A 22153-nucleotide genomic window follows, 5' to 3' on the forward strand; every position below is an offset into this window, starting at 1 on the left:
TTAAGACCAAATCAACATAAAAAGCGGTGAAAGCATAAACGAATATAAACTAGCTATTCCGTTGATTACAGGATTAATAATCATACTAAGTAAACCTGTAATTGCCAGACCTAGAATAATAAACATCCCATACTTCTGAAACTCATAAAAGGTCGGTAAAGCCTTATTAGGCAAAAATACCAGAAGCACTTTAGATCCATCTAGAGGAGGAATAGGTAACAGATTAAATACCGCAAAGACAATATTGTAAATATAAATATAATATAAAATAGTCATTAATATATCATTCTGCAGGGGGACGACCAGTAAATAGGTCGCCATACCCAGAAATCCAAGTAAAAGATTGGTCAAAATTCCTGATAAGGCGACAATGATCATCCCCTTTTTGCGATCTTTAAAATTCAGTGGATTTACCGGGACAGGTTTTGCCCAACCAAAACGAAACAAAACCATCGATAAAAGACCCAGCGGATCGATGTGTTTTAATGGATTAACGGTTAACCTGCCAGCAAGTTTAGGAGTTGGATCTCCCATTGCATCGGCTGCAAAACCATGAGCCATCTCATGAAAGGAAATCGCCAGAAGAATTCCCGGCATACTCAGCAAGAGACTCAAAAAATAGTCTGCTGAAAAATTAAACATTTTGACACCACCTTCGTTTACTGTCTCTATTTACTTGTCTTTCTTCCATAAATGATTCTATTTTATTCATAAATTTACTCTCCTTGGCCTTGATGACTACCATTTCGGACTTGTCATAAAGCTTTACTCAATCAAAAAGATGATTCATTTAAATGCCCGGCATCGAAATAAATCATCTTTTTCCGTTGAAAATTATTAACCTTTTCGGCTGATGCTTTTAGCTGTAAAATAATAACCCAGCGCCGCAGTTGTCTTTCCGTCAGTAAACTGGCCATTTAAAAACAAAGCCCGAGCAGTCCTAATTGGAATTCGTAGCAGTTTTAGAAATTCATCAGGATCTTCTTTTAAGGGATCCTCCACAAAACTGGTTGCCGCAAATAAGCTGATCTTCTCCGTACAATAGCCTGGGGTAGGCATAAATTCACCTAATTTGAAAAGTTCAAGTGGACGAAGGCCAATTTCTTCACGACATTCACGAATTGCTGCATCATAGGGATCTTCTCCATCTTCAAGAAGGCCTGCCGGGATTTCAGTCATAATTTTTCCGGCTGCAATCCGATACTGCCTGACAAAATAAATGGAACCTTTGACTATTGGCAGTAAAGCTACGGCACCGTGGTGGGAAACTACTTCCCGCTTTGCGGTATTCCCGTCAGGCAAACGCACATCATGCACGCTGAGATCAAGAATTCGACCTCTAAAAATCGACTCTGTTTTTGTTATTTCTTCAAACTGTTTCATGACCTTTCCTCCGACTCTTTTTCCTGACGCAGACGATTTAACTCGTCCATAAAAGAATCGACATCTTTGAATTGTCGATAAACAGAAGCAAAACGAACATATGCAACTTCATCCATTTTTTTTAGAGCTTCCATCACCCGTTCACCAATATAATGCGAGGTGATCTCTTTCGTTTCACTCTGATAAAGGTTTCTTTCCAGGTCATCCACAAAATCTCGGATAACATCCAAAGGAACCGGTCGTTTTTCGCAAGCTTTTACCATACCATTGAGCACCTTATTTTTATCAAAGGGTGTTCGTTGACCGTTTTTCTTCACTACCATCAAGGGAACCATTTCGACTCGTTCGTAGGTGGTAAAGCGCTTTCGGCAGGAAAGACATTCACGTCTGCGACGAATCATCGCTCCTTCGTCACTGGGACGGGAATCGACAACCCGACTTTCGTCATGGGCGCAAAAAGGACATTTCATTTATATTAATCTTCTCGTGTTAAGAAATCCGGAATTGAAAATTCACCGGCCTGTTCTGGCGTATTGGCAGTTTTCACAACTTTTTTAATCGCAGCTTTTTTCTCTTTTTCTCCGCCTGATAAGAATCCGGTTGCAATTACTGTGATCTTAATTTCATCACCCAGTGATTCGTCAATAGTTGCGCCAAAAATAACGTTGGCATCAGGATCAGAAGCTTCACGTGCAATGCTGGCCGCTTTATCCACTTCAAACAGTGACAGATCTTCGCCAGCCGTAATATTCAAGAGGACTCCAGTAGCACCGTCGATCTGAGTTTCCAGTAGCGGACTTAAAATAGCCTGTTTTGCAGCTTCTTCGGCACGGTTATCGCCAGATGCAGTACCAACACCCATATGCGCAAGCCCAGTATCTTTCATAATCGTTTTTACATCGGCAAAGTCCAGACTGATTAAACCAGGCATGGCAATCAGGTCGGAAATACTTTTCACCCCTTGTAACAGTACATCATCAGCCAGTTTAAAGGCGTCTTTAAGAGATGTCGATTTATCAGCCATTCTAAGCAAACGGTCATTGGGAATCGTCACTAGCGAATCTACATTTTCCTGTAAAAATTCACTGGCAATCTGCGCATTTCGCATCCGCACCCGGCCTTCAAAAGAAAAGGGCTTAGTAACTACACCAATAGTCAAAATGCCCATATCTTTAGCAATTCGGGCAATAATCGGAGCAGCACCAGAACCAGTACCACCACCCATTCCAGCTGTCAAAAACAGAAGGTCTGTGTCTTTAATCATGTCAGCTACAGCGTCCTTGCTTTCTTCAGCTGCTTTTTGTCCAATTTCCGGATTACCTCCAGAACCAAGACCCTGGGTGATTTTTTCTCCGATCTGCAGTTTCTTTTCAGCTAAGGCCAAAGCCAACGCTTGCTTATCCGTATTCACGGCAATGAAATCAACACCTTTCATTCCCGCTTCGATCATCCGGTTAATCGCATTGTTTCCGCCGCCACCGACTCCTACAACTCGAATTTTTGCGAAATTATCATAATTTCCATCTAATTCAAACACTTTTTATCCTCCTCATCACTAACAGCATTATATTAGCTTCTTCATTATTATATTGTCATCTTTCGTGGTTTCGCCTCTTAAATCATTGAACGAAAGAGCGGATTATACACCTCAGTCTCTTTCTAGCTGTTGAAATCTTAAAAAAAGCTTCACTCCATTATATTAACCTGTAATTGCAAATTTTTCAACTGTTGAATCGAAAATTAATAAAATTTATCTAAAGGATTATACATAAAAATACTTTATTATTTCTGAGTTCTTTCTTAACTTTTATCTGGCTTTAACGATGGGCTGATTGCCAGTCGTCAGATTAATGCTCATGTTACTTGTATTCTTATCGAGATTCGTATAGATATAAGCCTCATTCTCCTGATAATTGCTATAATCCCAAACTATGAAAACCGTCCCGCTCTTAGTCAGGATTTCATAGGTATTATCAGTTGTAATCCTAATCTCAGAAATTTTCGATAAATACCCCTGACTGTCAAGTTCATTCAAAATACGCAAAACTATATTAAACCGCCAGTATGGATCAACTTCTACACTTCTCCCAATAGAATCTGCTGTAACCGTGCCAACCCCATAAATAATTGGAATATCGGTTTTTCTCAGATATTCGCTGTTTTCAATAAGATTACCGTCCCGATCAAGATAATACAGCTTGTCGTCAAAATTTATTACCCCGATAGGATCTTTTTCGACCATTCTGATCAGAATTTTATTGGGGAATATTTTTGATATTTCCAATTCATCTAAACCCATAATTTCATTAATATTGTAATTAGCCTGATTCAAATCCACGAAAAAAATACTATCACCCAGATTAATTCCCGACGCATTAACAACGGCATCTGTATCAACTATTTCATTGCCAACGACCTCAATTTCAGCAATATCAAAAACGCCCAGCCGCATAGCCTGAACAAACCCAAACCCTATCAGCCCCAAGACGACAAGTATAGTGATGATTGTCATAAGCCATCTGGCAATTCGTTTTCTTTTTCGCGATTTAAGTTCTTTACGTTTTTGCTTCCGTCGCTCTTCCCGGCTTAGGGTTTTAGACTGCTGAGGTTTCTTTTGATTTTTCACCGTCTTTTTCTGACCCTTCTCCGGTTTCGACAATATGTCTTCCAGATTTTCCGTCGTTTGAGGCTTGTTTTCCGGCTTTGTGTTCTTTCGACTACTTTTTCTTTTTTTCATGATCTCTCCATGAGCTTTAAAAGTTCTTCGTAGATCCGATCGCCCGCATCAGGAATGCCCTTTTCTCTGGTCTTAATCCTCATTTTTGCAAGTTTTTGCGGATGTTCCAGTAAATCTTTTACATTTTCAACCAGCCATGCACCTGATAGTTTTTCATCATTAATTAGAATTCCAGCTCCACATTCGGTTAAGACTTTGGCATTGAACTCCTGATGATTGCCAGCAGCCAATGGATAAGGCACCAGGATCGAAGCAACGCCAACGACCGCAATTTCTGCCACCGACATGGCACCTGCTCGACTGATTACCAGATCAGCAGCACCAAGGAGATTATAGAGCTTTTGGTGATATGCCTGAATAACCAGGTTTTTTGACTGTCTCAGACCTCTGTTTTCAACTTCCTGCATGATTTCTTCAATCTGTTCTTTTCCCGTCAGATGATAAATATATACATTATTTTGTGTCTTGACAGCTTCCATCAGATCCAGAGCTGCCAGATTAATTGAAGCAGCCCCCTGACTTCCACCCATTATCAAAATCATTTGGCTATTCTCGTTCAATCCCAGATTGTTTCTCAAGCTATTACGGTCAGAGCCAATATATTCCGGCCGAACCGGATTCCCACATAGTACAGTTTTACCGACAGGAAAATAAGCCTGCGCCTCCTTAAAGCTGATCGCAACCCGGTCAACCTTTTTTCCCAGCATCCGATTGGCTCTGCCTGGATAGGCATTCTGTTCATGAATCAGAGTGGGAATACGCTTTTGGGTCGCTACATACAGCAGGGCGGCAGCCGTAAAGCCCCCTGTCCCGATTACCAGGTCAGGCTGATATTTTTTCAGCACCCTTCTGGCATCTGAAAGCGCGTCAAAAATACCTTTGACCGCTGCAATAGTCTCAAATGAAAATCCCTTTTCAAAGCCACGGGCTCGAAGATATTCAATCGGATATCCGGCCTGGGGAACAATATTCTTTTCCATCCCTACATGAGATCCGATAAAAATAATTTCAGCCTCACTGTTTCTGGATTTAATTTTTTCGGCTATAGCCAGTCCCGGATAAATATGTCCGCCAGTACCACCCGCTGCAATTAATATTTTCATTGAAACCTCCTACTTTTTCAGATCCGTCTCCACATAGCGCGATATATTCAGAATCGGCCCCATCATCCCAAATAGCACGATCATCGACGAGCCGCCGGCACTGATAAACGGAAGCGCCATTCCTGTTACCGGAATAACCGCTGAAGCTACACCGATGTTAATTAATACCTGGAAGGCCAGCAGCAGCATTACAGCACTGACATAGAGATACCCAAAAGTATCTGGTGCCTTCTGAGCAATTTTAAAGCCCCGAAAAATCAGAAATGCAAAAAGCCCCAATACCAATATACAACCGATAAAGCCAAATTCTTCAGCGATATTGGAAAAGATAAAATCGTTCTGAAGCTCAGGTAAAAACAAAAATTTTTGCTTACCATTCCCCAAACCTTTTCCAAAAATTCCTCCCGTGCTGATCGCTAAAAGCGACTGGGTGATCTGATAGTCATAACCGCCTTTACCCAAAAACACGTTGAAACGGTCCAATCGCCAGGGTTCCAAAATCATTAGACCAATAATTGCGAGAACCCCCATCCCCATATAGGGCATAAACTGACGCAACCGCATCCCACCAAAATACAGAACACCGCACATCCCCAGCGCAATAGCCATAGCCGCACTCAGCGAAGGTTCGATTGCCGTTAAACCACAAATTACTCCCATTGGCAGGATAAATTTTTGGAAAAACGATTTTGGGTTTCGCATTAACCGCGGTTCATCTGCGATCAGTGTTGAAAAGTACAGAATTCCGGCAACTTTTGCAAATTCTGAAGGCTGGAAAGTGGTAAATCCCAGATTAAGCCATCGTCTGGCATCATTAACCTTGAGACCAATCCCGGGTATCAGAACAATTGCCAGCAAAAAAGCGGCAACAATCATTGCTGTTTTAGAATATTTTTTATAAATCCGGTAGTCGATTCGGCTCATGACAAGCATTAAAACTACCCCGAGTACGACAAATATCAGCTGTCTAAGAAAAAGAGTATAACCCTTTTCTCCACTGTAGGTAGCTGAATACATACTGGCACTAAAGACCATGATCACGCCAATACCGGCAATAATCATCAGTGTGATGATAAAGGCCCGATCAATTTTCCCAGGTTTCATATTTCACCTCAGTTATTTACTTCCCTGACAAGCTGCTTAAAGGTTTCCCCACGAATTTCAAAATTCTCAAACATATCCCAGCTTGCACATGCAGGAGATAAGAGCACAGTATCTCCCGGTTCTGATAAAGCTTTTGCCGTTGCTACGGCCTCGCTGTAATCAGCAACCTTTTGCACTTGTTCGTATTCTGCATTATCAGCCGAATGAATCAGATCATCTGCTGTAGCTCCCAGTACAAGGAGCTTTTTAACCCGCTTTTTAATCAGCTCCATCAATTCCGAATAATCTTCTTTTTTATCATAACCACCTGCCAGCAGGATAATCGGTCCATCAAAAGCATTGATAGCAGTGATCGTTGCACTGGTATTGGTTCCCTTGGAATCATTGATATAGGTTACCCCATCGTATTCAGCGACAAACTCCAACCGGTGGGAAACGCCTTTGAAGCGTTTTAAAACCGCTACTATTATATCCAGATCTACACCCTGAAAATATGCCATCGCTAAGGCTGCCATAGCATTCATGGTATTATGCGGACCAATAATGCCCAGTTCCTTTTCCTTCATGACTTCACGGGTACCCGTTTCATCATTGATGTAAATCAGTCCCTGTTCGCAAAAAACACCTGGCTCCTGCATTTTTTTATAGCTGAACCAGATTTTCTTTGAAACCGCCTGTTCACCAAGTTTTTTCACCAGCTCATCATCCGCATTCAAAACCAGCAAATTATCTGATGTCTGGTTTTCAAAAATCCGTCCTTTTGCTTTAATGTAATTCTCCATGGTCAAATGTCGATCCAGATGATCAGGCGTAATATTTAAAATAGCTGCTGCTGCTGGCCGAAAATCATTAATGGTTTCAAGCTGAAAACTGCTGATCTCGGTAACAAAAACATCGCCTTTCGCTGCTGCCAGGATGTAGTTGGAAATTGGATCACCAATATTACCGACCACAAAGGTTTTTTTATCTGTAGCCTTGAAAATCTCGCCCAGTAGAGTAGTTGTTGTGGTCTTTCCATTGGTTCCAGTAATTGCCAGAAATGGAGTCTCGGTAAGTCGATGGGCCAATTCCACCTCACCCGTCACAACAATGTTTTTAGCTCTGGCTTCCTTAATAACAGGAATGGTTAAAGGCACTCCAGGTGAAATAATAATTTCCTTAACTGATTCAAGTACTTTTATATCTGGCTGTCCCCCAAAAATTGATTCGAACAGAGGATTCTCACGGAATGTATTAATCTGTGGGAAAGCCTCAACCACTGCAGCTTCTGTTCTGGTATCACCTAAAATAACTGCCTCATTTCGCTCAAGCAGGAGTTTTGCTACTGCCACACCGCTTCTGGCGGCTCCAATTATCAGAATTTTTTTATGCATCGTTTAAATCTCCTAACTTAGATAAAGGCTATAAAGGCAATTGTCACGAACAAACCCGTTACCATCCAAAATACGGTAACGACCCTGGTTTCACTCCATCCCTTTAATTCAAAATGATGATGAATGGGAGCCATCTTAAAAAAACGCTTCCCCTTTGTCATTTTAAAGTAAGACACCTGGATAACCACAGATAAGGCTTCGATCACGAAAAGTGCTCCGGCTATCAGGACAAACCACTGCATCTGCATAACAATAGACATGCCAATAACAGCTCCGCCTAAAGCCATCGAGCCAGTATCTCCCATAAATATATCAGCCGGATTGGAATTATACCTTAAAAATCCCATCAAAGCACCCATCACACTGCCGATAAAAATTGAAGACCCGCTTTGTGCCGCCATTCCTGCCGCGACAAAGAAAAATATTGAAACAATCAGCGTTACACCCGAGGCCAGTCCATCCAGACCATCAGTCAGATTAACTGCATTAACTACGGCTACAATCGCAAAAAAAGTAAAGGGTACCGCTAAAACACCCATATCAACAAGCGTTCCGGTAAAGGGAATAAGCATGTCTGTTCCAATGTCCGGGCTCAGATAAGCAAAGACAGAAAAACCCAGCGCCCCCATAAACTGCAGAACGAGTTTCTGCCAGGCCCGCAAACCAAGATTATGTTTTTTAACGACTTTGATATAGTCATCAATAAAACCCACTAATCCAAAATACAAAACCATGGCTACCGGTAAAATTTCAAACTGTCCAGCAATCAAAGCAAAGACCAGTACCGTAATAACAATTCCTATAACAATGACGATACCACCCATGGTCGGAGTCCCGGATTTTGCCAGATGGCTTTGAGGTCCTTCTTCTCTAATCGCCTGTCCAAATTTCAAGCGTTTCAACAGTGGTATGATCCAAGGAGTCAAGAAAAACACCAATACAAAACTTAATAACAACCCCACTAAACCCGATTTTATCGCCTCTTCCATCTTACTTCCCTTCTTTTATCGCAACGACCAGCCGTTCCAGGTGAATTCCCCTGGATGCCTTGATCAGAATCACATCATCTTTTTTAATCAGCTTTAGAAAAGGCTCAATTGCATCCTCGACCTTATTAAAATGATAGGCCATTCCCTGATGATTAAAACCTTCGGCTATCTTCTGACTCAGATCACCCACCGTAATCAGGATATCAGCCTTATCACGGGCATACTGGCCAATCTTAAGATGCTCTGGCGGACCATATTCACCCATTTCCAGCATATCACCCAATACCGCAACCCGTCTTTTACGACCGCCGCTATAGGTGTCCAGAACATCCAGAGCGCCTCTCATTGCATCTGGATTGGCATTATAGGAGTCATTGATCACCATCATTTCCTGGAATTCAAAAATGTCCATCCGGTTGGCACTGGGTTCAAAGGCATCTAAACCTGCCTGAATCTCTGCTTTTGACAACCCAAAATGTTTGCCCAGAAATACCGCAACTAAGCAATTATATACATTATGCTCCCCGGGTATCTTAAAAGTATAGGTTTCAGACTCTTCATCTGATACCATTTTCATTTGCAGTCCGGCAGCATCTGCCTGCCAGCAACTGACATACAGGTCGGAATCTTCTGTCATTCCAAAGGACTTAAGGCAATATGGATGTTTTTCATCCGCCAGGGTCTTCAAGCAATCATCATCGCCATTTACCAAAGCAATATCTTTTGCACCCAGCGTTGTCAGAATTTCTTTTTTTGCTCGAAAAATATTCTCTCGCGTTTTTAATATTTCGATATGGGTCAAACCCACATTTGTAATCACACTAATATCAGGTCTCACAAGTCCAATTGACTTTTCAATATCGCCAAGATGATCCATTCCCATTTCAATCACTGCCATTTGGTGGCTTTCATCCAGCTGTAAAAGAGTCTGGGGAATCCCATATTCATTATTAAAGTTCCCCTGCGTCTTTAAAGTTTTAAACTTTTGTCCTAAAACAGAAGCAAGCAGATCTTTGGTCGTTGTTTTTCCGCTGGAACCAGTGATCGCAATTACCGGTATGTCATAGCGGTTTCGATTATACTTTGATAGTATTTGAAGCGCTTTAAACGTCGACTCCACCAAAATAACTGTCATCTGTTCGGGAAATTCCCGATTTACTTCCTGTGTCAGGGTGATTTTTGCCCCGTTTTTTCCGGCCGAAGCTATAAAGTCATGACCGTTATTGTTGTCTCCTACTATCGGAATGTACAAAGAATTTTCATCGCATTTGCGACTATCTATCGTAACAGCATCGACACTGCCTTCCAGGCTACCCTTTATCAGTCGCCCACTGGAAATTTCCATAATTTCCGTAAAACTATAACTTTTCAATATATTACCACACTTTCAAAAACATCCTGTCATTATACCAAAGTTTTAAATAAATTTAAAGCTTATCTGCACCTTTAGCCCAAATCAATGCCGACTGAAAAATCCAGCCGGCATCAATATTTTTTATCATCGGATTATTTATAACCGCTTATCAATTTGAAAAGAAAACTGTCACATCACTACCCTTTTCCACAACTGTCGTTGCCGCAGGTGTCTGACTGCTGGCAAAACCGCTGCCAGATATTTTTATATTCAAACCAAGGCCAGTTAAAAGTTCATTGGCACTTTGAATGGAAAGACCTTTCAGGTCCGGCACAACCACAGTTTGAACTTCTTCCAGATTGACATCGGTGAGGGCCAGCACCAATTCCTGACTTCCGTCATAGACTGTTCCATTAGCAAGGCTCTGAGCTGCAATGACACTGCCTGATGTCGTTTCATCAATTGTATAGGGAATACCTTTTTCAGCTAAAATAGAAGCCGCAAACTCAAGCTCCTGACCAACCAGATCCGGAACCGTTACCGCTCCTGTCTGAATCTCCTGGGTTTCCCCCATATCTACTGAAGATGCCGCGGAATTATAATCAAGCACCTGTTTCATTAAACTAATAGCTGTTGGCGCCGCACTGGTTGATCCGTATGCCCCAGCTTTAGGTTCATCAAGGACGACATACACTGAATACTGCGGATCCTCCACTGGTGCAAAGCAATAAAAAGAAGTAACATATTTAGTTGATGAATATTCTCCGTCAATAAATTTTTCGGCGGTTCCGGTTTTTCCACCAATTGAGTAACCTTCAGAAAGCGCCGTCATACTTGAATCATACAGAACCACTTTTCGCATAATTTCACGCATGGCCGATGAAGTTTCTGTGGAAATAATCTGTTTAGGTGAATCAGCTTCTTCACCTTTTGTAGCTGCCGAAATGATTGTTGGTTCCACATAATAACCATCATTAACAACACTGTTAAGTGCCGTAATCATCTGAATCGGAGTAGTTGCCAAACCCTGTCCAAAGGAAAAGGTCGCATAATCAACCTCATTAATCCCACCGTTTTCGGTTGAAAGACGATTGATAATACCAGCTTCTTCACCGGTTAATTCAATCCCGGTAGTTTTTCCAAAGCCAAAATTGTAAACGTACTGATAGAATACATCCGGATCTAATTTTTCAATAATCTGAACCAGACCCGGGTTACACGAAGTTGCAATGGCATCGGATACCGTTTCGGTGTAATGGGGGCCAGTCGCACAATGGATCACCGCTTCACCGATTTGAATATACCCAGGATCGTACACAGTAGTATCTGGCGTCACCACACCCTCTTCCAGGGCCGCTGCGCCGGTAATGGCCTTGAAGGTTGATCCCGGTTCGTAGATAAAACTGACCCCCGGATTCTGGTACATTTCCAAAAGCTGTTCATCCTCCGTCATGTCTTCCAACTCTTCTTTGTTTGCCGCCAAAAAATTGGGATCCAGTGTATAAGGATCATTTAAATTATAATCAGGCGTTGTCGCCATGGCCAATACTTCTCCCGTATCTGTATCCATAATGATAGCTGTTACCGTTGTTGTCTGCCAGGTCGCAGCCGCTGCTTCCACCGCCTTTTCAGCAATCAGCTGAATATTTGAATCAACGGTCAGGGTAATATCTTCCCCCTGAACCGGCTCTTTTAATATTTTAGTCTGAGAGGCTATCTGATTTCCATCCGCGTCTTTCTGGTAATAAACAACCCCATCTTCACCGCTTAAGACATCATCATAGGTTGCCTCAACCCCATAAAGACCGGTATAATCAGAGCCGGTAAAACCTAATATATATGAGGCAAAATTTCCGTTGGTATAATAACGGCGATAATCATCCAGAAGCTCAACCCCATTATAACTTTCTATGTCGCCATCCTCATCATAAATCGCTTCTGAATTCTTTATTGCCAAAGCCAAGGAATTGTCTACCTTACTTTTAATCAGAAGTGGTTGATTCTCCTTTCTGGTAGCTGCATCATAAATCGATTCATAATCATATTCCAGATCGTTAGCAAGCGCGGCCGCCACAACAGCCGGATCTAAAATTTCATCCGGCACCACATAAAGTGTTCCGTCAATCACTTCTACACCATCAAAATTATGCCCCATCACTACCACTTCAAGGGCACTGCTGATTCCGCTTTTAACCTCGACGATATCATCCTCTAAAGATGAAAGTTTCTCTAAAACTTCTGTGTATTCAAGCCCCAGATTGTCAGCCAGGGTCTTTGCCAGCTGTTCTGGTTCTTCTACCTGATAGGGGATGATATTAAGGGCAGTTGCTGACGAATCCTTTGCCAGGACATTTCCGTTGCGATCGTAAATATCCCCTCGAGAAGCTTTGATGGCTACCTCTTCCACCAGTTGGTCCACCTGACGTTCATACTTTCCCTCAGAACTGACGATCTGAAGATAGAAAAGATTCCCAATGACAATCAAAAGACAGACTGATAAAACTGCCATAGCTCCCAATATTTTATTCTGTTTCGCCTCAGGTCTAATCTCCCTTGGCCTTTTTTTTATATTACTCACGCACGTTCTCCCGTTTTTGCACTATTATACCGAGCATCATTTGATCTAACCTTAAAATAAACTCTGTAGCCATTCTATCACAACTTCTGTCTCCGTCTGAGCAGTCTGCTCTTCAACGGGATTGACGATTTCCCGGCGATACTGATCCTGAACCGGCTCAACCATCCCGTAACCTCGGGCTTCAGCCTCAATGGCCTGGAGATCCATGTTGGTTACCAGCTGCCCCTCAGTACTGTCATTAGCCTGAATAGCAGAATTCAGTGTTTCCTGTAGTTCTCTGATCTCGGTATTGATTTCATTGATTCTCGAATGCTGAAATAAAAGTCCGGACATAAGAAAAAAGGCAATAATGGCTCCCATCATCACAAAGGATGACATGGTCAGCTTTTTCTCGCCTTTAGGTTTGTTTTTATTTCTGATATTTGACATTTTGCACTCCTTTTTACAACCCTAATTTTTCAGCAATACGTAGTTTTGCACTACGGGAACGATTATTTTGGGTCAGTTCAGAGTTGCCTGGAAGAATAGGTTTTCGCGTCACCAGCTTCAATGATGCCGTTTTCCCACAGACACACTGAGGAAAATCAGGCGGACAGGTACACGGATTTGCCTGTTCTCTGAATAATTGTTTAACAATGCGGTCCTCAAGGGAATGAAAAGTGATCACACAGATTCTGCCCCCTGGTTTTAACGCATTAATACCCTGCTGCAGGGCATCTTCCAATATTTTAAGTTCTCCGTTCACTTCCAGGCGGATCGCCTGAAAGGTTTTTCGGGAAGGATGTTTCTCTTTGAACCGCTCTTTCGGCGGGTAAGCGTTTTTGACAATCTCACTGAGCTCAGTTGTTGTCTCTAGTGGTTTTTTCTCTCTGGCTTTTATGATTGCCCGAACTATATAAGGAGCAAAACGCTCTTCACCGTAAACCCTTAAAATCCTGACTAGTTGATCGTATGAATAAGTATTAACTACCTGACTGGCCAAAAGTGACCCACTCTGATCCATTCGCATATCAAGAGGCCCCTCCCTATGATAGGAAAAGCCTCGGGTATCATCATCCAATTGAAATGATGAAACCCCGAGGTCATATAGAATACCATCGACTTCAGAGAGATGGAGGCCCTCTAAAATCTCAGTTAAACTGGCAAAATTACTTTTGACAAACTGTCTTTGACATTTAAAATCATTAAGCCGTTCCTGGGCATAGGACAGCGCAAAATCATCCTGATCGATTCCGACCAGTAAGCCCTCTTCACTAAGTCGCTGGCAGATGCCGCTGGAATGTCCGCCGCCGCCAAGTGTGCAATCCACATAAATCCCATCAGGATTTATATTTAAGGCCTCAAGGCTCTCTTCATAGAGTACTGAAAAATGTGACATCGCTTCAGTCATAACTATATCCCAAGCATTGCCATATTTCCGGCAATTTCTTCATAATTCAGATCCTCCGATTCGTTATAGCTTTCCCAGCACTGACTATCCCAGATTTCCAACCGATTGGATACTCCAATAATGGTAACTTCCCGGGATATTTTAGCATACTTTCTGAGTGATGCCGGAATGGTCGCCCGCCCCTGTCGATCTAATTCACAATCCGCCGCACCGGCAAAGAAAAAGCGGGTAAAAGCACGGGCGTTTTTATCTGAAACTGGTAAGGATTTAAGTTTACCTTCAAAATCCTCCCATTCAGCCATGGAAAAAACAAAAAGGCAACAGTCCAGACCTTTGGTAAGAACAAATTGTCCACCCAGAGACTCTCTGAACTTAGAAGGAATAATTAGTCGTCCTTTATCATCGATATTATGTATATGTTCTCCAAAAAACATTCGCAATTCCCCCCTTTCACTCTTTCTCTTCCATTATGCTCCACATTATACCACAGTCCACCACCCTCTACAAGATATGAGCCTCCTGCTTAAGTAAAAATAATCAGGATAATTTGTAAAAATTCTGTTACTTTTTTTAAACAAACTCCAACAATCTTTGTATTCTATGAACAAGTTTTCACTAAAGCTGCTGTTATTTTACCCTCATGCCTTATTATTGATAAGATTTTTTCTCCTGACGGTCTTTAACCACAGCTTTTACTTGTGCAGTTTCTGATTTTGGTTTAAACTATTAGCACAATGAACATTAAGGAGTAATTTAAATGAGAGCAGTTTTAACGGTTATTGGAAAAGACCGCACCGGCATTATTTACCGGGTTTCTGAAATATTGGCCAAACATGAAGTAAATATCGAAGATATTAGCCAGACCATCATGAATGATTTTTTCACCATGATTATGCTGGTTGATTTAAGTAACATGAACATTCATTTCAACGATCTGAAGAGTTCTCTGGAACAATGCGGAGAAGAAATTGGCATGTCCATCCGTATTCAGCACGAAGATCTGTTCAATGCCATGCACAAGATTTAGGGGGGGAAGATGACAGTATTTAAAAACGTCCTCGAAACCGTCCGGATGATCGAAAAAGAGAAACTGGATATTCGTACCATCACCATGGGGATTTCCTTGCTCGACTGCGTCGATTCTTCAGGCGAAAAAAGCCGGCAGAAAATTTATGATAAAATTACCGGCCTGGCCAAGAATCTAGTCAGTGAAGGTGAACGCATTGAAACCGAACTGGGAATTCCAATCGTCAACAAACGAATCTCTGTCACCCCGATCTCACTGATTGCCGGTGCCAGTGATGACAACTCTTATGTCGAATATGCTAAAACTTTAGACCGAGCTGCTAAAGAAGTGGGCGTAAACTTTATCGGTGGCTTCTCAGCACTGGTTCCCAAAGGTTTTACCAAGGGTGATCAAATCCTTTTTAATTCTATCCCTGAAGCCTTAGCCTGCACTGAACATGTCTGTTCATCTGTTAATCTGGGTTCTTCAAAGACCGGCATTAATATGGATGCCGTCAAACAGCTGGGCGAGTTAATTAAACAGACTGCCTATCTGACCCGTGATGCCGATTCTATCGGATGTGCCAAATTTGTTGCCTTCGCTAATGCGGTAGATGACAACCCTTTTATGGCTGGTGCTTTTCACGGTATTACCGAAGCTGAATCTGTCTTAAATGTCGGCGTCAGCGGTCCAGGAGTTGTAAAACGGGCCCTGGAAAAGGCTCAGGATGCCTCTTTTGGCGAAATGGCTGAAATTATTAAGAAAACTGCTTTCAAAATCACCCGTGCCGGTCACCTGGTGGGAACGACTGTAGCCGAACGATTAGGGGTTCCTTTCGGAATTCTTGATCTCTCACTGGCTCCTACACCAGAAATTGGCGATAGTGTGGCTCGAATCCTCGAAGAAATGGGACTGGCCCACTGTGGAACTCACGGTACCACAGCCGCTCTGGCAATGCTTAACGATGCTGTTAAAAAGGGTGGCATTATGGCTTCTACCTCAGTCGGTGGATTTAGCGGTGCTTTTATCCCGGTCAGTGAAGATGAAGGAATGATCGAGGCCGTCGAAGTTGGCGCACTTTCTTTTGATAAACTGGAAGCAATGACCAGCGTCTGCTCAGTTGGTATCGATATGGTCGCTATTCCCGGCGACACTCCAGCTTCTACTATTTCTGCCATTATTGCTGATGAAGCTGCAATCGGTGTAATCAACAATAAAACTACCGGCGTGCGAATTATTCCAGTACACGGTAAAACAGTGGGCGACTCTGCTGAATTTGGCGGGCTTCTTGGTCGAGCTCCTATCATGCCGGTCAACCCCCACGACAGTTCAGTCTTTATCAATCGCGGCGGACAGATTCCAGCCCCGATTCACAGTTTTAAAAACTAGCAATTTTACCTGACCTTTTCCAGATTACAACCAGTATTTTCATACCAACACCAGTTGGTCAGTGGGCCTGCCCCACCGACCAACCGGTACGATAATATCGGTCTGTTTTCTGAAATTTCAGGTTTTAAATTGAATATATCCAATGGAGGAAAAGAAATGAAAAAGAAATTGTTGGCAGTATTTCTACTGTCTGCCCTGGCCATTTTTGGTGCAGGTTGTTCAAGTGAAAGCGCTGATGACGCTTCGACAAGTGACATTACTGTAGGCATTATCCAGTATGTGGATCATGTAGCCCTGGATGCTGCTCGTGACGGCTTTATTGACGGACTGGCTGATAACGGTTACGTTGACGGTGACAACATCACTATTGATCTGCAAAACGCTCAGGCTGATCAGAGTAATCTAGCAACAATCAGTGACCGTTTTATCAGTAATAATGTCAATCTGATTCTGGCGATTGCTACTCCTGCTGCTCAGTCAATTGCCGGTAAAACAACAGAGATTCCAATTCTGGGAACCGCTATCACCGATTACGAAAGTGCCCGTCTGGTCGACTCTAATGAAGCTCCTGGCGGAAATGTTTCCGGTACCACCGATATGAATCCAATAGCTGAACAAATTGATCTGCTGGTTAAACTGGTGCCTGACGCTAAAACTGTTGGTGTGCTTTATACATCAAGCGAAGACAACTCAGTTGTTCAGGCTGAGATTGCTAAACAAGCCATTGAAGCGCTTGGCTTAAACTATGTGGAGGTAACTGTAACCAACTCAAATGATGTCCAGCAGGCAACTCAGTCAATCGTTAGTCAGTGTGATGCGATCTACATCCCAACTGATAACGTCTTTGCCTCGGCTATGCCTCAGGTGCGAAGTATTACAGCCGAATCTAAAACACCAGTGATTGTTGGTGAATCAGGAATGGTTGAAAGTGGTGCTTTGGCTACTTTGGGAATCAATTATTATGATCTTGGTTATCAGACCGGTATCATGGGTGCTAAAATCCTCAGTGGCGAAGCAGAAACAGCAACCATGCCAATTGAATCTTCTGAAAATTTCGATTTTGTAATTAACGGTGAAGTCGCCGATGAAATTGGCATCACTATCCCAGAAGATATGCAGCAATATGTGATTACACCATCTGATGTTGCCGCAACCGAGTAATTTTTAGAATCGAGGAAATTTAATGTTACAAATACTTTTAGGCGCGATTTCTCTGGGACTTCTTTGGGCAGTCATGACAATCGGCGTTTACATTACATATCGAATCCTGGACATAGCTGATTTAACTGTTGAAGGAAGTATCGCCATGGGCGCTGCCATTGCCGCATTCTCTATCGTCAACGGAACGAATCCAATTCTGGCGACGTTTTACGCTTTTATTGGAGGATTGCTGGCCGGACTTGTAACAGGCCTTCTTCACACCAAACTTAAAATACCGGCACTTTTATCCGGTATTCTGACCATGATTGCTTTGTATTCTGTTAACCTGCGTATTATGGGAAGGGCCAACCTTTCCCTCTTACGCATGGATACTGTCTTTACCGTCTTTGAAAAAATGGGACTGAGTTCCACAAATGCTGTGATGTTATTCGGTTTCTTAAGTGTAGTTGTTATTATTGCTATTCTCTACTGGTTTTTCGGAACGGAAATGGGCTGTGCGATCAGGGCTACTGGAGATAATCCGCAAATGGCCCGGGCTCAAGGGATTAATACCAATAACATGATTATCCTGGGGCTTGTTTTAAGTAATGGTCTGGTTGCTCTGTCAGGGTCTTTAATTGCCCAAAGCCAGAGCTTTGCCGATGTCCAGATGGGGATTGGTTCCATCGTTATTGGTCTGGCATCTGTTATCATTGGGGAGGTCATCTTCGGCACCCGTAATTTTCTCAATTGCCTGGTCTCATTGGTACTGGGAGCCATTACTTACCGAATCATTATTGCCCTGGTTTTAAAACTGGGTATGCCAGCCAACGATTTAAAGCTGTTTACCGCGATCACCGTAGTTATCGCTTTATCCTTACCAGTCTTTAAGAAATACCTGCAACCTATAAAAAAATCTGTTAAAGGAGGCGATCTCTAATGCTGACAATTCAAGAAATTACAAAAAAATTCAACGCTGGAACTGTCAATGAAAAAATAGCCTTAAGCGGATTGTCCCTGACTTTAAATGAAGGAGACTTTGTGACCTTAATCGGCGGAAACGGCGCCGGCAAGTCAACCCTGCTCAATTGCGTAGCAGGTGTTCATCCTGTGGATTCGGGTTCTATTACTATCGATTCTATTGATGTCACAAAGCTTTCTGAACATAAAAGAGCCTCTTATATTGGTCGCGTCTTTCAGGATCCGATGCTGGGAACTGCCGGCAATATGGGTATTGAAGAGAATCTGGCACTGGCCTACCGCCGGGGAAAATCTCGTGGTCTGCGCTGGGGGATCAGTAATCAGGAACGAGAAATCTACAAAGAATTACTGAGTCACCTGGACTTGGGTCTTGAAAACCGGCTTCATGCCAAGGTCGGTCTGCTTTCCGGCGGTCAGAGACAGGCCCTTACACTCCTAATGGCCACACTTAAAAAACCCCGTCTCCTGCTCCTCGATGAACATACAGCGGCACTTGATCCTAAAACTGCCGACAAGGTGCTAAAGTTAAGTGACCGGTTTGTCAAAGAAGGTAAACTGACAACCATGATGGTTACCCACAATATGCGACACGCCATTGAATTTGGAAACCGCTTGATTATGATGCATGAGGGCCGAATTATCCTGGATATTAAAGGTCCAGAAAAAGAAAAGCTGACGGTTGAGGACCTACTGAAACAGTTCGGACAGGTCAGTGGTGAAGAGTTCGCCAACGACCGTGCACTTTTAGCCTAGCCTGAGAAACTATCAATTCAAACGAAAAACCCATAAGTCAGATCGATGAATCTGACTTATGGGTCTTTTTTATTTTCCCGCTCTTCTTGGCTTAACTTTCAAATCTATTAAAGCTCGATCTCTTTAAACACCTTTCCTATCGCCTCGTGAATAACCAGATCTGCCTGTAAATCCATCTCTGTTCTATTTTTATTAATCAGAATAAGATTATTCCCCTGGAAATAATGAACAAAACCAGCAGCCGGATAAACGGCCAATGAAGTTCCCCCAATTATCAGAGTATCTGCCTGAGAAATAGCCTTAACACTGGCATTAATGACCTCAGTATCCAGACCTTCTTCGTAAAGCACCACATCAGGCTTGATCATTCCTTTGCAGAAACAGGTTGGAATACCCTCGCCGTTTAAAACCGCTTCCATTTCATAGAAGCTATGGCACTTCATACAGTAGTTGCGATAAACCGATCCATGAAGTTCCAATACTTTTTGACTGCCCGCTTTCTGATGTAGTCCGTCAATATTTTGGGTAATCACAGCTTTGAGTTTTCCTGCTTTTTCCAGCTCCGCCAACTTTAGATGGGCCGCATTTGGCTTTGCTTTAGGAAATAACATTTTCTGCCGATAAAACTTAAAAAACTCCTGCGGATGACCCATAAAAAAAGTATGGGATAAAATCGTTTCCGGAGGATAATCATATTCTTTATTATATAATCCGTCTTCACTTCGAAAATCAGGAATGCCACTTTCCGTGGACACACCAGCACCTCCAAAGAAAACGATATTATCAGAGTCACTGATGATCTTTTGCAATTGCTTTACTGACATTTTGTCTCCTTTCCAGATGACATACGGGATTGTATATTTATTATCGCGTATTGGTCCTTAAAAGAAAAGAGACTAATTGGACCTGTTGCATTGTGTTTTATCCTTGTTGCCATTTTTCGTCCAAATTTCGCACACAAACTGCAACAATTTTTATAGAAAACTGCAGATTATTGCTTTAATCCAAAATAGTTGCACTATTTCTTAAAAATAGGCCCCATGATTCATTTATCATGGGGCCTGCAGCAAGTCTGGTAAATAGTTTTTTACTTAATACGTAACATATGATGCGTAATAGCCATTAATATAAATCGCATTGTCTCCCATCGGATTACAGTCAATATACATGGTCTGACCACCGCCATAAACAGTCCCAATAGTTCCGTTAGTTCCAGATTCTATACTAAATGTATAAGACCCTTCATATCCATAAGCACCCCCATCACCAGCATAGAAATAACCATCATAAAAATCATAATAGATCAGATACCCACTTCCATCATCGACTACCCAGGTCCCTCTGATATTATCTTCGAAGATCGCCCGCTCCGATGCGGTCGTATCAACTACCGGCGTTTCAACAACTGGTGTCTGCACTGCCGCAATCACATATTCTGCCGTTTTAACCTCACTTTTATTGCCGCTTTCATCAATGGCAATACTGCGTAGCGTTGTATTGGATGAAATGATCACGGGTGACTCATATTTAATCGATTGTTCACTCGGGGTTGACCCGTCAATGGAATAATAAAGAGAAATGTTTTGTCCCTCAGGTTTATTGATCACCACTGTCTGTTCTCCGGTATAGGTCCCCCCGGCAGTGAATATGTCGGTAATTGAAGTACTACTGCAGAGGTTTCACTCTCTTGCTCATCCTTAGTCTCAGGATTAGTCATAAAACCTTCGGTCAACCGTAATGCCACCAGAATCCCTACCCCAATCAAAATTAGCGCACCAACTATTGAAACAACAATAATCAGTGCTTTATTGGAATTCCCCGATGGTTTCTCATTTGTAACCGGAACATTTTCCTGATGCACTGGTTGACTATTTTCTGCATTTCCATTTTCTTCATTAAATTTATATCCACACTGTGTACAAAAGTGTGCATCTGACTCAACTTCATTTTGACAATTTGGACAAATTCTCCCCATTTTCATTCCCTCACTCTCTTTGTCTATCAGTTTCCAGCCATTATTCATACTGAACTTCCGGCACACTAATTTTTACCCTTTTTTTAGTATTTATATCAGAAATATTGACGATTAATAAAGCTAAATCCGCCTACCCTGATTTTTCCGTCTAACTGAAAATGTCACCGAATTAAGCGCTGCAATTTCTTTTGCAACCTGCTTGGCCTCTTCCTCCCTGTTTTTCGGAACTGGAATCCTACAAGTCTGTGGCTGAGGTCCGGTTCGCTGAAAAACGACAAACTCTACAATGATCAGAGGACTCTCATCTTCTGAATCCGCAAGAATAACTTCACTGATTTCCGTCATAGGCGCTACCCATTGGATGTATTGCCCCATAACCCAGGCACTTTTTGAGCTGATGTATACTTCAGCAAGAGACTTCTTCATTTTTCTGTATCCTGCAGTCGGGGCCAAAAAAGCTGCAAGTGCAACAATAGCAAAGACACCTAACATAATGAGAAAAAAGAATAGCGCATCTTCCCCGTCATCAAAGCCAAAAATCAGGAATAAGGCAGTAATCACAACAAAAAAGAAGGTCATAATCCCAAAGAGACTTTTATTGTTGGCTTTACGGTCCTGATATTCTTCCTTAATTTTCTTCTGATGTTCATCGCCATCGAATATCCAGTGAGCAAGCACCTCTTCGCCAGCAAACATCTTATTAAGCAGTTTGTACTGTCCATAAAATACAAATATCAAAATAAAGAATGTCAGAAAAACCAACAACCCCACTAAAATCATCCAATAGAAATCATAATCATCCAGCATAATTCCAGATACAATCATTAATCCACCTGCTACTGTCATTATCACTGCAAACAGCAACCATCTGGCCGCATTATTTACCGGCATTTTATCC

23 protein-coding genes are annotated in these 22153 nt (G+C 42.3%); 5 read left to right on the forward strand and 18 right to left on the reverse strand.

The genetic code is table 11. The features are described from left to right. The 14 genes from Q5O24_12980 to mraZ form a co-directional block, all read right to left on the reverse strand. Positions 1–642, reverse strand: coding sequence for a site-2 protease family protein (locus tag Q5O24_12980; protein ID WKY47260.1), 642 nt, complete (start codon positions 640–642; stop codon positions 1–3). 195 nt (positions 643–837) lie between these two features. Next, positions 838–1383 (reverse strand): NUDIX hydrolase, encoded by a 546-nt coding sequence (locus Q5O24_12985; protein ID WKY47261.1) that lies wholly within the window; start codon positions 1381–1383, stop codon positions 838–840. Then, positions 1380–1853: a transcriptional regulator NrdR gene (nrdR, locus tag Q5O24_12990; protein ID WKY47262.1), complete on the reverse strand. Its 474-nt coding sequence runs from the start codon at positions 1851–1853 to the stop codon at positions 1380–1382. The genes Q5O24_12985 and nrdR overlap by 4 nt, the downstream gene beginning before the upstream one ends. Before the next feature lie 5 nt (positions 1854–1858). After that, positions 1859–2920: a cell division protein FtsZ gene (gene ftsZ, locus Q5O24_12995; protein ID WKY47263.1), complete on the reverse strand. Its 1062-nt coding sequence runs from the start codon at positions 2918–2920 to the stop codon at positions 1859–1861. 270 nt (positions 2921–3190) lie between these two features. After that, positions 3191–4120, reverse strand: a complete 930-nt coding sequence (locus Q5O24_13000) for an FtsQ-type POTRA domain-containing protein (protein ID WKY47264.1) — start codon at positions 4118–4120, stop codon at positions 3191–3193. Further along, positions 4117–5223 (reverse strand): undecaprenyldiphospho-muramoylpentapeptide beta-N-acetylglucosaminyltransferase, encoded by a 1107-nt coding sequence (gene murG / locus Q5O24_13005; GenBank protein WKY47265.1) that lies wholly within the window; start codon positions 5221–5223, stop codon positions 4117–4119. The genes Q5O24_13000 and murG overlap by 4 nt, the downstream gene beginning before the upstream one ends. A gap of 9 nt (positions 5224–5232) precedes the next feature. Beyond that, positions 5233–6327, reverse strand: a complete 1095-nt coding sequence (ftsW, locus tag Q5O24_13010; protein ID WKY47266.1) for a putative lipid II flippase FtsW — start codon at positions 6325–6327, stop codon at positions 5233–5235. A gap of 8 nt (positions 6328–6335) precedes the next feature. Further along, entirely contained in the window at positions 6336–7700 is a 1365-nt protein-coding gene (murD, locus tag Q5O24_13015) for a UDP-N-acetylmuramoyl-L-alanine--D-glutamate ligase (GenBank protein ID WKY47267.1), read from the reverse strand. A gap of 17 nt (positions 7701–7717) precedes the next feature. Continuing rightward, positions 7718–8689, reverse strand: a complete 972-nt coding sequence (mraY, locus tag Q5O24_13020) for a phospho-N-acetylmuramoyl-pentapeptide-transferase (protein ID WKY47268.1) — start codon at positions 8687–8689, stop codon at positions 7718–7720. Between the two features lies 1 nt (position 8690). Next, a complete protein-coding gene (gene murF / locus Q5O24_13025; GenBank protein ID WKY47269.1) occupies positions 8691–10061 on the reverse strand; it encodes a UDP-N-acetylmuramoyl-tripeptide--D-alanyl-D-alanine ligase in 1371 nt (456 codons plus the stop codon). 151 nt (positions 10062–10212) lie between these two features. Beyond that, positions 10213–12621: a penicillin-binding transpeptidase domain-containing protein gene (locus Q5O24_13030; protein WKY47270.1), complete on the reverse strand. Its 2409-nt coding sequence runs from the start codon at positions 12619–12621 to the stop codon at positions 10213–10215. Positions 12622–12672: 51 nt separating this feature from the next. Further along, positions 12673–13050: a hypothetical protein gene (locus Q5O24_13035; GenBank protein ID WKY47271.1), complete on the reverse strand. Its 378-nt coding sequence runs from the start codon at positions 13048–13050 to the stop codon at positions 12673–12675. A 13-nt stretch (positions 13051–13063) separates the two neighbouring features. Further along, complete coding sequence (gene rsmH / locus Q5O24_13040; protein WKY47272.1) at positions 13064–14011, reverse strand: 16S rRNA (cytosine(1402)-N(4))-methyltransferase RsmH; 948 nt, start codon at positions 14009–14011, stop codon at positions 13064–13066. 2 nt (positions 14012–14013) lie between these two features. Continuing rightward, positions 14014–14445, reverse strand: a complete 432-nt coding sequence (mraZ, locus tag Q5O24_13045; GenBank protein ID WKY47273.1) for a division/cell wall cluster transcriptional repressor MraZ — start codon at positions 14443–14445, stop codon at positions 14014–14016. 323 nt (positions 14446–14768) lie between these two features. On the opposite strand from mraZ, the gene Q5O24_13050 reads away from it, so the two are divergent. From Q5O24_13050 to Q5O24_13070, 5 genes are all read left to right on the forward strand, one after another. After that, positions 14769–15038 carry an ACT domain-containing protein gene (locus Q5O24_13050; GenBank protein ID WKY47274.1) on the forward strand — a complete coding sequence of 90 codons (270 nt, stop codon included), beginning with the start codon at positions 14769–14771 and terminating at the stop codon, positions 15036–15038. Positions 15039–15047: 9 nt separating this feature from the next. Further along, entirely contained in the window at positions 15048–16406 is a 1359-nt protein-coding gene (locus tag Q5O24_13055; GenBank protein WKY47275.1) for a PFL family protein, read from the forward strand. A 156-nt stretch (positions 16407–16562) separates the two neighbouring features. Further along, the gene (locus tag Q5O24_13060; protein ID WKY47276.1) at positions 16563–17567 is read left to right on the forward strand and encodes an ABC transporter substrate-binding protein; all 1005 of its coding nucleotides are present in this window, start codon (positions 16563–16565) and stop codon (positions 17565–17567) included. 22 nt (positions 17568–17589) lie between these two features. Beyond that, the gene (locus Q5O24_13065; GenBank protein ID WKY47277.1) at positions 17590–18486 is read left to right on the forward strand and encodes an ABC transporter permease; all 897 of its coding nucleotides are present in this window, start codon (positions 17590–17592) and stop codon (positions 18484–18486) included. Then, a complete protein-coding gene (locus Q5O24_13070) occupies positions 18486–19280 on the forward strand; it encodes an ABC transporter ATP-binding protein (protein ID WKY47278.1) in 795 nt (264 codons plus the stop codon). The genes Q5O24_13065 and Q5O24_13070 overlap by 1 nt, the downstream gene beginning before the upstream one ends. A 107-nt stretch (positions 19281–19387) precedes the next feature. On the opposite strand, the gene Q5O24_13075 is transcribed toward Q5O24_13070, so the two are convergent. The 4 genes from Q5O24_13075 to Q5O24_13090 form a co-directional block, all read right to left on the reverse strand. Then, positions 19388–20104 (reverse strand): NAD-dependent protein deacylase, encoded by a 717-nt coding sequence (locus Q5O24_13075; protein WKY47279.1) that lies wholly within the window; start codon positions 20102–20104, stop codon positions 19388–19390. A gap of 267 nt (positions 20105–20371) precedes the next feature. Then, on the reverse strand, positions 20372–20890 hold the full coding sequence (locus Q5O24_13080; protein ID WKY47280.1) for an FN3 associated domain-containing protein: 519 nt from the start codon (positions 20888–20890) through the stop codon (positions 20372–20374). Next, on the reverse strand, positions 20884–21303 hold the full coding sequence (locus tag Q5O24_13085) for a zinc-ribbon domain-containing protein (GenBank protein WKY47281.1): 420 nt from the start codon (positions 21301–21303) through the stop codon (positions 20884–20886). Before Q5O24_13085 ends, Q5O24_13080 begins: the two co-directional genes overlap by 7 nt. Before the next feature lie 72 nt (positions 21304–21375). Next, positions 21376–22146: a hypothetical protein gene (locus tag Q5O24_13090; protein WKY47282.1), complete on the reverse strand. Its 771-nt coding sequence runs from the start codon at positions 22144–22146 to the stop codon at positions 21376–21378. Positions 22147–22153: the final 7 nt, after the last annotated feature.

The sequence above is a fragment of the Eubacteriaceae bacterium ES3 genome (assembly GCA_030586155.1).
In the GTDB taxonomy this organism is placed as follows: domain Bacteria; phylum Bacillota; class Clostridia; order Eubacteriales; family Eubacteriaceae; genus Acetobacterium.

Coding starts and splice junctions, on each gene's coding strand:
- Q5O24_12980 (WKY47260.1), bottom strand. CDS start 642: ATGTTTAATTTTTCAGCAGACTATTTTTTGAGTCTCTTGCTGAGTATG.
- Q5O24_12985 (WKY47261.1), bottom strand. CDS start 1,383: ATGAAACAGTTTGAAGAAATAACAAAAACAGAGTCGATTTTTAGAGGT.
- nrdR (WKY47262.1), bottom strand. CDS start 1,853: ATGAAATGTCCTTTTTGCGCCCATGACGAAAGTCGGGTTGTCGATTCC.
- Q5O24_13000 (WKY47264.1), bottom strand. CDS start 4,120: ATGAAAAAAAGAAAAAGTAGTCGAAAGAACACAAAGCCGGAAAACAAG.
- murG (WKY47265.1), bottom strand. CDS start 5,223: ATGAAAATATTAATTGCAGCGGGTGGTACTGGCGGACATATTTATCCG.
- ftsW (WKY47266.1), bottom strand. CDS start 6,327: ATGAAACCTGGGAAAATTGATCGGGCCTTTATCATCACACTGATGATT.
- murD (WKY47267.1), bottom strand. CDS start 7,700: ATGCATAAAAAAATTCTGATAATTGGAGCCGCCAGAAGCGGTGTGGCA.
- mraY (WKY47268.1), bottom strand. CDS start 8,689: ATGGAAGAGGCGATAAAATCGGGTTTAGTGGGGTTGTTATTAAGTTTT.
- Q5O24_13035 (WKY47271.1), bottom strand. CDS start 13,050: ATGTCAAATATCAGAAATAAAAACAAACCTAAAGGCGAGAAAAAGCTG.
- rsmH (WKY47272.1), bottom strand. CDS start 14,011: ATGACTGAAGCGATGTCACATTTTTCAGTACTCTATGAAGAGAGCCTT.
- mraZ (WKY47273.1), bottom strand. CDS start 14,445: ATGTTTTTTGGAGAACATATACATAATATCGATGATAAAGGACGACTA.
- Q5O24_13050 (WKY47274.1), top strand. CDS start 14,769: ATGAGAGCAGTTTTAACGGTTATTGGAAAAGACCGCACCGGCATTATT.
- Q5O24_13055 (WKY47275.1), top strand. CDS start 15,048: ATGACAGTATTTAAAAACGTCCTCGAAACCGTCCGGATGATCGAAAAA.
- Q5O24_13060 (WKY47276.1), top strand. CDS start 16,563: ATGAAAAAGAAATTGTTGGCAGTATTTCTACTGTCTGCCCTGGCCATT.
- Q5O24_13065 (WKY47277.1), top strand. CDS start 17,590: ATGTTACAAATACTTTTAGGCGCGATTTCTCTGGGACTTCTTTGGGCA.
- Q5O24_13070 (WKY47278.1), top strand. CDS start 18,486: ATGCTGACAATTCAAGAAATTACAAAAAAATTCAACGCTGGAACTGTC.
- Q5O24_13075 (WKY47279.1), bottom strand. CDS start 20,104: ATGTCAGTAAAGCAATTGCAAAAGATCATCAGTGACTCTGATAATATC.
- Q5O24_13085 (WKY47281.1), bottom strand. CDS start 21,303: ATGAATAATGGCTGGAAACTGATAGACAAAGAGAGTGAGGGAATGAAA.
- Q5O24_13090 (WKY47282.1), bottom strand. CDS start 22,146: ATGCCGGTAAATAATGCGGCCAGATGGTTGCTGTTTGCAGTGATAATG.